The 14,307-nt window shown below is 62.1% G+C and carries 20 protein-coding genes; 1 reads left to right on the top strand and 19 read right to left on the bottom strand.

What is annotated here, in order from left to right; all coding sequences use genetic code 11:
• The first annotated feature begins 17 nt into the window (after positions 1 to 17).
• The gene (locus tag AC0IZS_RS10715; RefSeq protein ID WP_471635613.1) at positions 18 to 509 is read left to right on the top strand and encodes a GNAT family N-acetyltransferase; all 492 of its coding nucleotides are present in this window, start codon (positions 18 to 20) and stop codon (positions 507 to 509) included.
• A gap of 123 nt (positions 510 to 632) precedes the next feature.
• Here AC0IZS_RS10715 and AC0IZS_RS10710 read toward each other — a convergent pair whose 3' ends face one another.
• The 19 genes from AC0IZS_RS10710 to AC0IZS_RS10620 all read right to left on the bottom strand — a co-directional run bounded on the left by AC0IZS_RS10710 (position 633) and on the right by AC0IZS_RS10620 (position 14,273).
• Positions 633 to 1,142, bottom strand: coding sequence for a redoxin family protein (locus AC0IZS_RS10710; RefSeq protein WP_471635612.1), 510 nt, complete (start codon positions 1,140 to 1,142; stop codon positions 633 to 635).
• A 132-nt stretch (positions 1,143 to 1,274) separates the two neighbouring features.
• On the bottom strand, positions 1,275 to 1,544 hold the full coding sequence (gene rpsQ, locus AC0IZS_RS10705) for a 30S ribosomal protein S17 (RefSeq protein ID WP_007847796.1): 270 nt from the start codon (positions 1,542 to 1,544) through the stop codon (positions 1,275 to 1,277).
• 9 nt (positions 1,545 to 1,553) lie between these two features.
• A complete protein-coding gene (gene rpmC, locus AC0IZS_RS10700; protein WP_471635611.1) occupies positions 1,554 to 1,748 on the bottom strand; it encodes a 50S ribosomal protein L29 in 195 nt (64 codons plus the stop codon).
• 16 nt (positions 1,749 to 1,764) lie between these two features.
• Entirely contained in the window at positions 1,765 to 2,181 is a 417-nt protein-coding gene (gene rplP, locus AC0IZS_RS10695) for a 50S ribosomal protein L16 (protein ID WP_007847799.1), read from the bottom strand.
• Between the two features lie 2 nt (positions 2,182 to 2,183).
• Positions 2,184 to 3,068, bottom strand: coding sequence for a 30S ribosomal protein S3 (gene rpsC, locus AC0IZS_RS10690; RefSeq protein ID WP_305743748.1), 885 nt, complete (start codon positions 3,066 to 3,068; stop codon positions 2,184 to 2,186).
• Positions 3,069 to 3,082: 14 nt separating this feature from the next.
• On the bottom strand, positions 3,083 to 3,415 hold the full coding sequence (rplV, locus tag AC0IZS_RS10685) for a 50S ribosomal protein L22 (RefSeq protein ID WP_007847806.1): 333 nt from the start codon (positions 3,413 to 3,415) through the stop codon (positions 3,083 to 3,085).
• A gap of 9 nt (positions 3,416 to 3,424) precedes the next feature.
• Complete coding sequence (rpsS, locus tag AC0IZS_RS10680) at positions 3,425 to 3,700, bottom strand: 30S ribosomal protein S19 (protein WP_027997031.1); 276 nt, start codon at positions 3,698 to 3,700, stop codon at positions 3,425 to 3,427.
• A gap of 10 nt (positions 3,701 to 3,710) precedes the next feature.
• Entirely contained in the window at positions 3,711 to 4,535 is an 825-nt protein-coding gene (rplB, locus tag AC0IZS_RS10675) for a 50S ribosomal protein L2 (protein ID WP_007847814.1), read from the bottom strand.
• Between the two features lie 2 nt (positions 4,536 to 4,537).
• Positions 4,538 to 4,852 (bottom strand): 50S ribosomal protein L23, encoded by a 315-nt coding sequence (gene rplW / locus AC0IZS_RS10670; RefSeq protein ID WP_007847815.1) that lies wholly within the window; start codon positions 4,850 to 4,852, stop codon positions 4,538 to 4,540.
• A complete protein-coding gene (rplD, locus tag AC0IZS_RS10665) occupies positions 4,849 to 5,469 on the bottom strand; it encodes a 50S ribosomal protein L4 (protein ID WP_322594165.1) in 621 nt (206 codons plus the stop codon). Before rplD ends, rplW begins: the two co-directional genes overlap by 4 nt.
• Positions 5,469 to 6,143, bottom strand: coding sequence for a 50S ribosomal protein L3 (gene rplC / locus AC0IZS_RS10660; RefSeq protein WP_322594166.1), 675 nt, complete (start codon positions 6,141 to 6,143; stop codon positions 5,469 to 5,471). The genes rplD and rplC overlap by 1 nt, the downstream gene beginning before the upstream one ends.
• Positions 6,144 to 6,396: 253 nt before the next feature.
• A complete protein-coding gene (rpsJ, locus tag AC0IZS_RS10655) occupies positions 6,397 to 6,708 on the bottom strand; it encodes a 30S ribosomal protein S10 (RefSeq protein ID WP_005796953.1) in 312 nt (103 codons plus the stop codon).
• A 31-nt stretch (positions 6,709 to 6,739) separates the two neighbouring features.
• On the bottom strand, positions 6,740 to 7,930 hold the full coding sequence (gene tuf, locus AC0IZS_RS10650) for an elongation factor Tu (protein ID WP_471635610.1): 1,191 nt from the start codon (positions 7,928 to 7,930) through the stop codon (positions 6,740 to 6,742).
• A 180-nt stretch (positions 7,931 to 8,110) separates the two neighbouring features.
• Positions 8,111 to 10,213, bottom strand: coding sequence for an elongation factor G (gene fusA, locus AC0IZS_RS10645; RefSeq protein ID WP_471635609.1), 2,103 nt, complete (start codon positions 10,211 to 10,213; stop codon positions 8,111 to 8,113).
• 151 nt (positions 10,214 to 10,364) lie between these two features.
• Positions 10,365 to 10,838, bottom strand: coding sequence for a 30S ribosomal protein S7 (gene rpsG / locus AC0IZS_RS10640; protein WP_005798541.1), 474 nt, complete (start codon positions 10,836 to 10,838; stop codon positions 10,365 to 10,367).
• A 163-nt stretch (positions 10,839 to 11,001) separates the two neighbouring features.
• Positions 11,002 to 11,379: a 30S ribosomal protein S12 gene (gene rpsL, locus AC0IZS_RS10635; protein WP_007851137.1), complete on the bottom strand. Its 378-nt coding sequence runs from the start codon at positions 11,377 to 11,379 to the stop codon at positions 11,002 to 11,004.
• A 531-nt stretch (positions 11,380 to 11,910) separates the two neighbouring features.
• Positions 11,911 to 13,080 (bottom strand): D-alanyl-D-alanine carboxypeptidase family protein, encoded by a 1,170-nt coding sequence (locus AC0IZS_RS10630; RefSeq protein ID WP_471635608.1) that lies wholly within the window; start codon positions 13,078 to 13,080, stop codon positions 11,911 to 11,913.
• A gap of 99 nt (positions 13,081 to 13,179) precedes the next feature.
• Complete coding sequence (locus AC0IZS_RS10625; RefSeq protein WP_471635607.1) at positions 13,180 to 13,821, bottom strand: alpha/beta hydrolase; 642 nt, start codon at positions 13,819 to 13,821, stop codon at positions 13,180 to 13,182.
• Between the two features lie 89 nt (positions 13,822 to 13,910).
• On the bottom strand, positions 13,911 to 14,273 hold the full coding sequence (locus AC0IZS_RS10620; protein WP_471635606.1) for a (2Fe-2S) ferredoxin domain-containing protein: 363 nt from the start codon (positions 14,271 to 14,273) through the stop codon (positions 13,911 to 13,913).
• Between the last annotated feature and the right edge of the window lie 34 nt (positions 14,274 to 14,307).

Raw genomic sequence — 14,307 nt, 5'->3', positions numbered from 1 at the left:
GCCCCTGAATTCCCGCCTTGGACAAGCCTGCCGTCACCCTGCTGAATCCGTCGTCCGCCGCCGAGATGGAGGCGGTGCGCGACATCTTCCGGGAGTACGCCGGCACTCTGGATGTGGACCTTGCGTTCCAGGATTTCGAGACCGAACTGGCCCAGTTGCCCGGCGACTATGCCGCACCGCGCGGCCACCTGCTGCTGGCCGTGGTGGAAGGGGCCATTGCGGGCTGCTGCGCCCTGCGGCCGCTGGATGCCGCCGACTACCCCAATGCCAGCGAGATGAAGCGCCTGTACGTGCGCAAGGCCTTCCGGGGCTTTGGCCTGGGCCGCGAACTGGCCGAGGCCATGCTGGACCAGGCGCGCCGCGCCGGCTATGCCTGCGTGCTGCTCGATACGCTCGATGGCATGGAGTCGGCCCGCGCGCTCTATACCGACCTGGGGTTCGAGGAGATACCGCCCTACTACCACAACCCCATTGCGGGGTCGCACTACCTCAAGGTGGACATCTCGTAAGCCAGGCGTCTCGGGCAGCGGCCTGGCCATGAAAAAGCGGCCCGCCGCATATTGCGCAGGGGCCGCCAGGGGGAACGCCACTGCTTGCGCAGCGGCATCCTGGGTCTTTCCAGACCTTGCTGTTCAGGCCGCCTTGGCCTGGGCCAGCAGCGTCGCCGCGTCGCTGACTTCGAACTTGCCCGGTGCTTCGATGTTGAGGGTGACGACCTTGCCGTCGCGCACCAGCATCGAGTAGCGGTTGCTGCGCAGGCCCAGGCCCTTGCCGTTGAGGTCCAGCGTCAGGCCGGTGGCCTTGGCGAAGGTGGCGTCGCCGTCACCGAGCATGCGCACCTTGCCGTCGGTCTTCTGGTCGCGCGCCCAGGCGCCCATCACGAAGGCGTCGTTCACGCTCACGCACCAGATTTCGTCCACACCGGCGGCCTTGAACTCGTCCACCTTTTCCACATAGCCGGGTACATGCTTGGCCGAGCAGGTGGGCGTGAACGCGCCGGGCAGTGCGAACAGGGCAATGGTCTTGCCTGCCGTGGCCTTGTCCACTGGCACGGGGTTCGGGCCAATGGAGCAGCCTTCGCCCTCGACTTCCGAATACTCCATCAGGGTGCTGGCTGGCAGGGTGTCACCGACTTTGATCATTGATCTCTCCTAGGGTTGTTGGTAGGTATCCGCATGCCCCGGGGCGCTGCACACGAATGCAGACCCCAAAAGCAAAACGACCCACATTGTGGGTCGTTTTGGAGGGCAGTGCTGCCAGCAAGCCGGGAGGGCTTAGAGCAGGCCGGCCTTTTGCACCAAGCGGGTGGCAACCCAGTTCTTGGTCTTGGAGAGCGGACGGCTCTCGGTGATTTCGATCACGTCGCCCAGCTTGTACTCGCCATTTTCATCATGGGCGTGGTACTTGCTCGACTTGCCCACGATCTTGCCGTAGAGCTCGTGCTTCACACGGCGCTCGATCAGCACGGTCACGGTCTTTTGGCGCTTGTCGCTGACCACCTTGCCAATCAAGGTGCGCTTGAGGGATTTTTTAGCTTCCGTCATGTCGGCTCCTTACTTGGCGGCTTGCTTTTCAGCAAGGATGGTTTTTGCACGGGCGATGTCGCGGCGGGTGGTACGCAGCGTGTTGGTGTTAGTCAACTGCTGGGTCGCCTTCTGCATGCGCAGGCCGAAGTGGGCCTTCTGCAGAGCCTTGATTTCGCTTTCGATGCCGGCAACGTCTTTTTGGCGCAGTTCAGTAGTCTTCATTGCTTGTTCTCCTGAATTACGAGCCAATGTGGCGGCTGACGAACGTGGTGCGCAGCGGCAGCTTGGCGGCAGCCAGGCGGAACGCTTCACGGGCCAGTTCTTCGGGCACACCGACGATCTCGAAGACGATCTTGCCGGGCTGGATTTCGGCCACGTAGTACTCGGGGTTGCCCTTACCGTTACCCATACGCACTTCTGCGGGCTTGGTAGAGATTGGCTTGTCCGGGAACACGCGGATCCAGATGCGGCCGCCACGCTTCACGTGACGGGAGATTGCACGGCGTGCAGCCTCGATCTGGCGAGCCGTCAGACGGCCACGGTCGGTGCATTTCAGACCGAAATCACCGAAAGCAACGGAGGCACCCCGCGTTGCAACACCAGTGTTACGGCCCTTTTGCTCCTTGCGGTATTTGCGGCGAGCAGGTTGCAGCATACTTATTCTCCTTTTCCGTCCGCTGCTGTAGCGGGCGCGGCGACTTTGCGTACGCGCTTAACGGCGGTGTTATCAGCGCCACCAGCTTCCGCTGGCTTGTCGCTGCCGTCGGCCGGGCCGGTGTTCACACCGGCTGGACGACGTGGGCCTCCACGGCCAGCACCTGGACGGTCGCCACCTGGGCGGCCATCACGGCGTGGACCGCGTGGGCGGCGTTCTTCGTCTGGACGTGGGGTTTCCACGGCAGGCAGGTCGTTACGACCCAGCGTATCGCCCTTGTAGACCCAGACCTTGACGCCGATCACACCGTAGGTGGTCTTGGCTTCGGAGGTGCCGTAGTCGATGTCGGCGCGCAGCGTGTGAAGTGGCACGCGGCCTTCACGGTACCACTCGCAGCGAGCGATTTCGATACCGTTCAGACGGCCGGACGACATGATCTTGATGCCCTGGGCACCCAGACGCATGGCGTTCTGCATGGCGCGCTTCATGGCGCGGCGGAACATGATCCGCTTTTCGAGCTGCTGCGTGATGCTGTCGGCGATCAGCTTGGCATCGATTTCGGGCTTGCGCACTTCTTCGATGTTCACTGCGACGGGCACGCCCAGGCGAAGAGCGAGTTCCTTCTTGAGGTTCTCGATGTCTTCACCCTTCTTGCCGATCACCACACCCGGACGGGCCGAGTAAATGGTGATGCGGGCGTTCTTGGCGGGGCGCTCGATCAGGATGCGCGACACGGCGGCGTTCTTGAGCTTGGCCTTCAGGTACTCGCGCACCTTGATGTCTTCGGCCAGCATGCCCGCGAAGTCGCGGTTGCTGGCGTACCAACGGCTGGACCAGTTGCGGCTGACCGCAAGGCGGAAGCCGGTAGGATGGATTTTTTGTCCCATAGTCTTCCGAGCCTTTAGTTGCCAACCGTCACGTACACATGGCACGTGGGCTTGCTGATGCGGTTGCCGCGGCCTTTGGCGCGCGCGGTGAAGCGCTTGAGCGTGGTGCCTTGTTCGACGTAGATGGTCTTGACCTTCAGTTCGTCGATGTCGGCGCCGTCGTTGTGCTCAGCGTTGGCGATGGCGGACTCCAGAACCTTCTTGACGATTCCCGCAGCTTTTTTCTGCGTGAAGTTCAGGATGTTCAGAGCCTGGTCCACCTTCTTGCCGCGGATCAAGTCAGCGACCAGACGGCCCTTGTCGACCGACAGACGGACGCCCCGGAGGACTGCACGTGTTTCAGACATGGTCGTTCCTTATTTCTTGACTTTTTTGTCAGCGGGGTGACCCTTGAAGGTGCGCGTCAGGGCGAATTCGCCGAGCTTGTGGCCCACCATCTGGTCGGTAACGTAGACAGGTACGTGCTGCTTGCCGTTGTGCACGGCGATGGTCAGACCGATGAAATCGGGCAGAACCATGGAGCGACGCGACCAGGTCTTCACTGGCTTCTTATCCTTGGTGGCGACGGCCTTTTCGACCTTGGCCAGCAAGTGATGGTCAACAAATGGACCCTTTTTGAGAGAGCGAGTCATCTGTTACCCCTTACTTCTTGCGACGCGACACGATCATGATCTGTGTGCGCTTGTTGTTACGGGTGCGATAACCCTTGGTCAGATTGCCCCAAGGATCGACTGCATGGCGGCCTTCGCCGGTGCGGCCTTCGCCACCACCGTGAGGGTGATCCACAGGGTTCATGGCAACGCCGCGAACCGTAGGACGAATACCCATCCAGCGCTTCACACCGGCCTTGCCGAGTTGGCGCAGGCTGTGTTCTTCGTTGGCCACTTCGCCAATGGTGGCGCGGCATTCGATGTGGATCTTGCGCACTTCACCCGAGCGCATGCGCACTTGAGCGTAGGTGCCTTCGCGGGCCAGCAGGGTTGCCGAAGCACCAGCCGAGCGGGCGATCTGCGCACCGGCACCGGGCTTGAGCTCGATGCAGTGGATGGTCGAACCCACGGGGATGTTGCGGATAGGCAGCGTGTTGCCAGCGCGGATCGGCGCTTCCGAACCGGACAGCAGGGTTGCGCCCACTTCCAGGTTGCGGGGAGCGATGATGTAGCGGCGCTCGCCGTCGGCATAGCACACCAGAGCGATGTGGGCCGTACGGTTCGGGTCATACTCGATGCGCTCAACCTTGGCCGGAATGCCGTCCTTGTTGCGCTTGAAGTCCACCACGCGGTAGTGGTGCTTGTGACCACCGCCCTTGTGGCGGGTGGTGATGTGACCGTTGTTGTTACGGCCGGCCTTCTGGAACTGGGGTTCCAGCAGGGGGGCGTACGCTTCACCCTTGTACAGGTGGTCACGCGTGACCTTCACCACGGCACGTTGGCCGGGCGAAGTGGGTTTCATCTTAATGACAGCCATGATTACGCGGCCTCCCCGGAGAGGTTCAGCTCTTGACCTGGCTGCAGCGTGACGTATGCCTTGCGAACGTTGTCGCGGCGGCCGACGGTCTTGCCGAAGCGCTTGGTCTTGCCTTTGGTGTTCACCACGGAAACGCCCTTGACCTCGACCTTGAACATCAATTCCACAGCGGCCTTGATTTCTGGCTTGGTAGCGTTCTGCAGCACCTTGAACGTCACAGCATTGGACTTCTCGGCAACCATGGTGGCCTTTTCGGACACGATGGGAGCGACCAGCACTTGCATCAGACGACCTTCGTCAAACTTGAGTGTGCTCATGCGAACATCTCCTTGAGTTTGTCGATTGCACCCTTGGTGACGAGCACTTTCTTGAAACGGACCAGCGACACGGGATCGGCGTAACGTGGCTCGACGACGAGCACGTTCACCAGATTGCGCGAAGCCAGGTACAGGTTTTCGTCCACTTCCTCGGAGATCACCATCACCGATTGCAGATTCATGGCCTTGAACTTGTCGGCCAGGACCTTGGTCTTGGGCGAGTCGACCTTCAGCGAATCGACCACGGCCAGACGGCCTTCACGGGCGAGCTGCGACAAAATCGCAGACATGCCGGCGCGGTACATCTTCTTGTTGATCTTTTGCGTGAAGTTTTCGTCAGGCATGTTCGGGAAAATCCGACCGCCCCCGCGCCACAGTGGCGACGAGGTCATACCTGCACGTGCGTTACCCGTACCCTTTTGCTTGAAAGGCTTCTTGGTCGAGTGACGGACTTGCTCGCGGTCCTTCTGGGCGCGAGTGCCTTGGCGTGCGTTGGCTTGATAAGCCACCACGATCTGGTGCACCAGATCTTCGTTGTATTCACGACCGAACACGGTTTCAGGAACGTCCAGCTTGGACGCGCCCTGGCCTTGGTCATTCAGGAGTTCGAGCTGCATTAGTTCGCTCCTTTGGAGGCTTTGGCCTTGACCGCTGGACGCACCGTCACGAACCCACCCTTGGAGCCCGGAATAGCGCCCTTGATCAAGAGCAGTTGACGCGCTTCGTCGATGCGGATCACATCGAGGTTTTGCGTGGTCTTGGTGACATCGCCGAGGTGGCCCGTCATCCGCTTGCCAGGGAACACGCGGCCTGGATCCTGCGCCATACCAATGGAGCCGGGAACGTTGTGCGAACGGCTGTTACCGTGCGACGCGCGTTGCGAGCTCATGTTGTGGCGCTTGATGGTGCCGGCGTAGCCTTTACCGATCGAGGTGCCTTGCACGTCGACCTTCTGACCCACGGAGAACACGGACGTCACAACGACCGATGCGCCAGCTTGGTACTGGGCTGCGGTGTCGGCGGTCACGCGGAATTCCTGGATGATTTCACCGGCTTCGACACCTGCCTTGGCAAGGTGACCGGCTTCTGGCTTGGTCACGCGCGATGCTTTGCGCGAACCGAACGTGACCTGCAGGGCCACGTAGCCATCGTTCTCTTGGGTTTTGATCTGGGTTACGCGGTTGTTGGACACATCCACCACCGTGACAGGCACTGCGTCCCCGTCATCGGTGAACAGACGCATCATGCCCACCTTGCGACCCAGCAACCCGAGGGAGTTGCTCAGACTCATTTGTTTCTCCAAAACTTCCACCGCCGCAACTTCAATTGGCTGCGGCGTTGCACTCGCGTGCATGAAAGAGGGTTATTAAAACTCCGCTCGCGTGCCCTGACACAAGGCCAAGGTACGCGCCAAACCGGTTTGCGCGCACCATAAGCGCACGCAAATTAAGCGAAGCCCTAAAGTATAACGCGAACCGCTTTTGCAAGCAAGTTCGCGTTGTGCGAGACCACGCCTGGCGGGCAAGCCCGCCAGGAAGGGATCATTACTGCAGCTTGATCTCGACGTCCACGCCGGCTGGCAGGTCGAGCTTCATCAGGGCGTCCACCGTCTTGTCGGTGGGGTCCACGATGTCCATCAGACGCTGGTGCGTGCGGATTTCGAGCTGGTCGCGGCTGGTCTTGTTGACGTGCGGCGAGCGCAGGATGTCGAAGCGCTTCATGCGCGTCGGCAGGGGCACAGGGCCCTTGACGATGGCGCCGGTGCGCTTGGCGGTGTCAACGATCTCGGCAGCGGACTGGTCGATCAGCTTGTAGTCAAACGCCTTCAGGCGGATGCGGATTTTTTGCTTGGACATGTCAAGTTCCTTGTTGTTATGGTGCTGGCGATCAGGCGATGATCTTGGCCACGACGCCTGCGCCGACGGTACGGCCGCCTTCACGGATGGCGAAGCGCAGGCCTTCTTCCATGGCGATGGGGTTGATCAGCTTGACGGTGATCGACACGTTGTCGCCTGGCATGACCATTTCCTTGTCCGCTGGCAGCTCGATCGCGCCGGTGACGTCGGTCGTGCGGAAGTAGAACTGAGGACGGTAGTTGTTGAAGAACGGGGTGTGGCGGCCGCCTTCGTCCTTGCTCAGCACATACACTTCAGCCGTGAAGTGGGTGTGTGGCTTGATCGAGCCGGGCTTGCACAGCACTTGGCCGCGCTCCACGTCTTCACGCTTGGTGCCGCGCAGCAGCAGGCCAACGTTGTCGCCAGCCTGGCCTTGGTCCAGCAGCTTGCGGAACATTTCCACGCCGGTGCAGGTGGTCTTGACGGTGTCCTTGATACCGACGATTTCGATTTCTTCGCCGACCTTGACGATGCCGCGCTCGATACGACCGGTCACCACGGTGCCGCGGCCGGAGATCGAGAACACGTCTTCCACGGGCATCAGGAAGGCACCGTCCACAGCGCGCTCTGGCGTGGGGATGTAGTTGTCCAGGGCGTCGGCCAGCTTCATGATGGCTTCTTCACCCAGGGGACCCTTGTCGCCTTCCAGGGCCAGCTTGGCGGAACCGCGCACGATGGGGGTGTCGTCGCCTGGGAAGTTGTACTTGTCCAGGAGTTCGCGCACTTCCATCTCGACCAGTTCGAGCAGCTCTTCGTCGTCCACCATGTCGCACTTGTTCAGGAACACGATGATGTAAGGCACGCCCACCTGGCGGGCCAGCAGGATGTGCTCACGGGTCTGGGGCATGGGGCCGTCAGCGGCCGAGCACACCAGAATGGCGCCGTCCATCTGGGCAGCGCCGGTGATCATGTTCTTCACATAGTCGGCGTGGCCGGGGCAGTCCACGTGGGCGTAGTGGCGGTTGGCCGTTTCGTATTCCACGTGTGCGGTGTTGATCGTGATGCCGCGGGCCTTTTCTTCAGGTGCTGCGTCGATCTGGTCGTATGCCTTGGCTTCGCCGCCGAACTTGGCAGACAGCACCGTGGCGATGGCCGCCGTCAGGGTCGTCTTGCCGTGGTCCACGTGGCCGATCGTGCCCACGTTGACGTGAGGCTTCGTGCGCTCGAATTTACCTTTTGCCATTTTCAATTCTCCAAAGAGCAATGCCTGTGTTGTGGTTTAACGTCTGCATCCGGTTGCTGGTTCGCCCTGCACAGGCAACGGGGCGGCACGGGATCGCAGACTGCAAAATCTTGCGAAAGAGGGGCGAGACGGCCACCGACACCTGCAGGCAGGCGCTGGCGGCAGTCTCTTGCGGGCTGCTTACTTGGCGCGCGAAGCCATGATGGCTTCGGACACGTTGCGAGGCGCTTCGCTGTAGTGCTTGAATTCCATCGAATACGTGGCGCGGCCTTGCGTTGCGGAGCGCAGCGAGGTCGAGTAGCCGAACATTTCCGACAGCGGCACTTCGGCGCGGATGGCCTTGCCACCGCCCGGGATGTCGTCCATGCCCTGGACCATGCCGCGGCGGGAGGACAGATCGCCCATCACCGTGCCGGCGTAGTCTTCAGGCGTTTCCACTTCCACGGCCATCATGGGTTCCAGGATGACCGGGTTGGCCTTGCGGCAGCCTTCCTTGAAGCCGAAGATGGCAGCCATCTTGAACGCCAGTTCGTTCGAGTCCACATCGTGGTACGAACCGAAGTGCAGCGTGACCTTGACGTCCACCACGGGGTAGCCGGCCAGCACGCCTTGCGTGACGGCTTCGTTGATACCCTTTTCCACGGCCGGGATGAATTCGCGAGGAACCACACCGCCCTTGATGGCGTCGACGAACTCGATGCCCTTGCCGGCTTCGTTGGGTTCGATCTTGAGCACGACGTGACCGTACTGGCCCTTACCACCGGACTGGCGCACGAACTTGCCTTCGGCTTCTTCCACCGTCTTGCGGATGGTTTCGCGGTAGGCAACCTGGGGCTTGCCCACGTTGGCTTCCACGCCGAACTCACGCTTCATGCGGTCAACGATGATTTCCAGGTGCAGCTCGCCCATGCCGGCGATCAGCGTCTGGCCCGATTCTTCGTCGGTCTTCACGCGGAAGGATGGATCTTCTGCAGCCAGGCGCTGCAGTGCGATGCCCATCTTTTCCTGGTCGGCCTTGGTCTTGGGCTCAACGGCCTGCGTGATCACAGGCTCAGGGAACACCATGCGCTCCAGAATGATCTGGGAGTCGATGTCGCTCAGCGTTTCACCGGTCGTCACGTCCTTCAGGCCCACGCAGGCAGCGATGTCGCCGGCGCGGATTTCTTCGACTTCCTGGCGCTCGTTGGCGTGCATCTGCACGATACGGCCGATGCGTTCCTTCTTGCCCTTGATGGGGTTGTAGACGGTGTCGCCCTTGCTCAGAACGCCCGAGTACACACGCACGAAGGTCAGCTGGCCCACGAACGGGTCGGTCATCAGCTTGAATGCCAGGGCGGAGAACTTCTCGCTGTCGTCCGCCTTGCGGGTGACTGGCTTTTCGTCTTCGTCGGTGCCGGTCACGTCAGGAATGTCCGTCGGTGCTGGCAGGTAGTCGATCACGGCGTCCAGCATGCGCTGCACGCCCTTGTTCTTGAACGCGGTGCCGCACAGCATCGGGTGGATTTCCGTGGCGATGGTACGCGTACGCAGGCCGAACTTGATTTCGGCTTCGGAGAGGTCGCCCTCTTCCAGGTACTTGTTCATCAGCTCTTCGGAGGCTTCGGCAGCGGCTTCCACCATCTTCTCGCGCCATTCCTTGGCGGATTCGAGCAGGTCGGCTGGAATTTCTTCGTAGCTGAACTTCATGCCCTGCGAGGCTTCATCCCACAGGATGGCCTTCATCTTGAGCAGGTCGACCACACCGGTGAACTTGTCTTCGGCGCCGATCGGGATCACCACGGGCACGGGGTTGGCCTTGAGGCGCAGCTTCATCTGCTCGTAGACCTTGAAGAAGTTGGCACCGGTACGGTCCATCTTGTTCACGAAGGCCAGACGAGGCACCTTGTACTTGTTGGCCTGGCGCCAGACGGTTTCCGACTGAGGCTGCACGCCACCCACGGCGCAGTACACCATGCAGGCGCCGTCGAGCACGCGCATCGAACGTTCCACTTCGATCGTGAAGTCCACGTGACCGGGGGTGTCGATGATGTTGAAGCGGTGCTCTTCGTACGAGTTGTCCATGCCCTTCCAGAAGCAGGTCGTGGCAGCCGAGGTGATCGTGATGCCGCGCTCTTGTTCCTGCTCCATCCAGTCCATGGTGGCAGCGCCGTCGTGCACTTCACCAATCTTGTGGCTCACGCCCGTGTAGAACAGGATACGTTCGGTGGTCGTGGTCTTGCCAGCGTCAATGTGGGCCGAGATACCGATATTGCGGTAGCGCTCGATGGGAGTCTTGCGAGCCATGGTGGATCCTTGGATGGGTCGTGTTATTCGGGGGAGGGGCCCAGCATTGTGGCGCTGCAACCCGTCAATTTTGTGACCACCTCAATCGCCACAAGGCTGCAGGCAAAAATGCCGGCAGCCTTGCGCTTGGCGACGAGAGCAGTTCGTCGATTTAGAAGCGGAAGTGGCTGAATGCCTTGTTGGCTTCGGCCATGCGGTGAACTTCGTCACGCTTCTTCATGGCACCACCACGGCCTTCGGTGGCCTCGAGCAGTTCGTTGGCCAGACGCTGGGCCATCGACTTTTCGCCGCGCTTGCGGGCCGCTTCCTTGATCCAGCGCATGGACAGGGCCAGGCGACGGACAGGGCGCACTTCGACGGGCACCTGGTAGTTGGCACCGCCCACGCGGCGGGACTTCACTTCGACCATGGGCTTCACGTTGTTGATGGCAACGGTGAAGGCTTCCAGCGGGTCCTTGTCAGGGTGCTTCTTCTCGATCAGTTCCAGGGCACCGTAAATGATGCGTTCTGCAACAGCTTTCTTGCCGCCTTCCATGATCACGTTCATGAATTTGGACAGCTCTACATTGCCGAACTTGGGATCCGGCAGGATTTCACGTTTGGGGACTTCGCGACGACGTGGCATTTTTCACCTCATATTGCTTCAGTTGGCATCTTTTCAGACACCGCGAGATTCATTCAGAACCCCACTTACTCGACCCACACGGAACACTCCGCGCTTGGGGTCACTTCGTTTGACTGCGCCAGCCAGGCGAATCAAACACCGATGGATACACGAAAACCAGGGCTTACTTGGCCTTTGGCTTCTTGGCACCGTACTTGGAGCGCGACTGCTTGCGGTCTTTCACGCCTTGCAAGTCGAGCGAACCGCGCACGATGTGGTAACGCACACCGGGCAAGTCCTTGACACGACCGCCGCGAACCAGCACCACGCTGTGTTCCTGCAGGTTGTGGCCTTCGCCGCCGATGTAGGAAATGACTTCGAAACCGTTGGTCAGGCGAACCTTGGCGACCTTGCGCAGAGCGGAGTTAGGCTTCTTTGGCGTCGTGGTGTACACACGGGTGCACACGCCGCGGCGCTGGGGAGAGTTTTCCATCGCAGGGCTCTTGGACTTGATCTTTTCGACCTCGCGCCCCTGACGGACTAGTTGATTGATGGTTGGCATGAATACGTCCCTAAACGTAAAAAACGAAAACGTGAAACCCTTCGGAATTTCCGAAAAGCCTTCTAATGTAGCAGCATGGACCTCGGCAGGCAAGCAGCAGTCGACTTTCCCCCCAGGTTTCCGGGATCCCGACACTTCATCACCGCCACCAGCCATTGAAAGCGCGCGGCCCAGGCCAGTGCCGCCGTGCAAGGGCCGCGCCGCCGCAGGGGCGGCGTCCCCCTCCCAGGAGGAAGGCGCGAAGCGACTCAGGGGCTAGGGCGTGTCATCAATCATTTCGCCCCCGCGCTGGCCCCGGCATGCGGACGGATGCGCGAAGCGCGGCGCAGCCCATAGTGGACTATGGGCAAGCCGAGCGACAAAGCAGACGCCGCATGCCGGGGCCAGCCCGAAGGGAAAGCCTGCAGCGCGGCACATTGCGGCGTTGCCCTTCGCTTGCGTAGCCGTGCTACGCGGCACTGAGGGCGCCTTGCACTGCACCGCGCTGCAGGCTTTCGGGGGGGGTGAAATGATTGATGACACGCCCTAGCCTTACTTTATCCAGAGGCGGATGGCGTCCCAGGCACGGCCCAGGATGCCGGCCTGCGCCACGCCGTCCAGTGCCACCAGGGGCACCTCGGCCAGCGTCTGCTCGCCCAGCACCACCTTCAGCGAGCCCACGGCCTGGCCCTTGGTGAAGGGGGCCACCAGGGGGTCGGGGCGGGCGATCTCGGTCTTGATCTTGCCGCCGCTGCCCGAAGGCACGGCCACCACGATGGCTTCACTGCGGCCGATCTTGAGGGTGTTTTCCGTGCCCTTCCAGACGGCTGGGGTCGCCACGGGCTGGCCGGCATCGAACAGCTTGACCGCTTCGAAGGCCGTATAGCCCCAATTCAGCAGCTTCTGGCTTTCGTTGGCACGAGCGTTCTCGCTGGCGGCGCCGAGCACGATGGACAGCAAACGGCGCTGGCCCACGTTGGGGAAGTCGCGCTTGGACGTGGCCACCAGGCAGTAGCCGGCAGCGGCGGTGTGGCCGGTCTTGAGCCCATCCACCGTCGGGTCGCGGAACAGCAGGGAATTGCGGTTGTTGCCGTTGGACACCGGGGTGCCCGGGTAGCTGTACTGCTTGGTGGCGTAGTAGTGCATGTACTCCGGGAAGTCCTTCATGAGCCGGCTGGCCAGCACACCCAGGTCGCGCGCGGTGGTGGTGTGGCCGGGCTCGGTCAGGCCCTCGGGGTTCTTGTAGGCGGTGTTCTTCATGCCCAGGGCCTTGGCCTGGTCGTTCATCAGCTTGACGAAGTTTTCGGCCGTGCCACCCACGCCTTCGGCCAGCGCCATCGTGGCGTCGTTGCCCGACTGGACGATCATGCCCTTGATCAGGTCATCCACCGGCACCTGCATCTTGGGGTCGATGAACATGCGCGAGCCGGGCATCTTCCAGGCCAGCACGCTCACGGGCAGCTTCTGGTCCAGGGCGACCTTCTTGGCGCGCAGGGCGTCGAACACCAGGTAACCGGTCATCAGCTTGGTCAGCGAAGCCTGCTCCACCGGCACATCGATGTCCTTGGCGGCCAGCACCTGACCGGCCGTAATGTCCAGCAACAGGTAGTTGCGCGCGGCGATCTCGGGCGGCTGCGGGGCCTGCACCTGCGCCCACAGGGCGGCGGGCGCGAGCACCGCGGCGAGGAGGACGGAGCGCAGCGTGGGCAAAAGGGACTTCATGGAAACGGGCATTCGGGTGAGAGAAGAGGAAAGAAAACAGCAGAAAGCAGCGGAATGGCAGTGTGCAGCCTGCGCGGCGCACCGGCCAGCCGTGGAGCGTCAGGCCCCGGCCAGCAGGTGGCGGGTCACCAGATTTTTCAGAAGCGGCAATTGTCCGTGAAAGAAATGCCCCCCACCGGGGACGACTGTCACAGGGAGTATCTGGGGGCGTGCCCAGTCCATCACTGCAGCCAGGGGCACGGTGTCGTCCTGTTCGCCATGCACGACCAGGGTGCGCTCGTGCGCCTCGGGTGGCACCGGGGCCACGGTGAAGCGGCTGGCCGCCGTGCCCACCAACACCACGCGCTCAATGGCGCGCTCGCCCCACAGGCTGGCCAGCGCATGGCTCGTGACGAAGGCCCCAAAGGAGAAGCCGGCCAGAGCCAACGGCCCCTCAGGCGCCGCCTGGCGCACCACGTCCAGAAAGTCCTCGGCTTCGCCCCGGCCTTCGTCGTGCGTGCCGGCACTGCCGCCCACGCCCCGGAAGTTGAAGCGCACCGCAGTCCAGCCGCTTTGCACGAAAGCGCGCGCCAGGGTCTGCACCACCTTGTTGTCCATGGTGCCGCCAAACAGCGGATGGGGATGGGCGATGACGGCGATGCCGCGCGGGGCCGCCCCCTCGGGCAGCACGGCAGCGTCGCGCACCGCCTCGATGGCGCCGGCGGCGCCGGCAAGGGTCAGGCGTTCGGTCTGGGAATTCACGGGATTTGCTACCAGGTCAATAGCAGCCTGCGCAGATCGGGCCAATCCGGCGGCTGAAAATCAGGGATGGACAGCGCTCTGAATAGGAGTCAGCGGCCAAGTTCCGGGGGCGTGCGCAAGCGCTCTACCACCTGGCCATTCTTGAGGTGCGACTCGACGATCTCATCGATGTCGGCGCTGTCCACGAAGGTGTACCAGACCGCCTCGGGATAGACCACCGCGATCGGCCCGCCCGCACAGCGGTCCAGGCAACCCGCCTTGTTCACGCGCACCTTGCCGGCGCCGGACAGGCCGGCGGCCTTCACCTGCAACTTGCAGCGGTCGAACGCGGCCTGCGCACCGTGGTGCGCGCAACTGTCCTCACCGTTGGTGCGGTCGTTCAGGCAAAAGAAGATGTGGCGCTGGTAGTAGCCCGGCTGTGCTGCCGGTGCCGTCGTGGAGGTGTCGGTCATGCCGCCATTCTAGGAGCGGAGCCCTGCACACCCC

It is taken from the genome of Acidovorax sp. AC410, from assembly GCF_979253235.1.
This window is presented reverse-complemented; position numbering and strand designations above follow the sequence as displayed.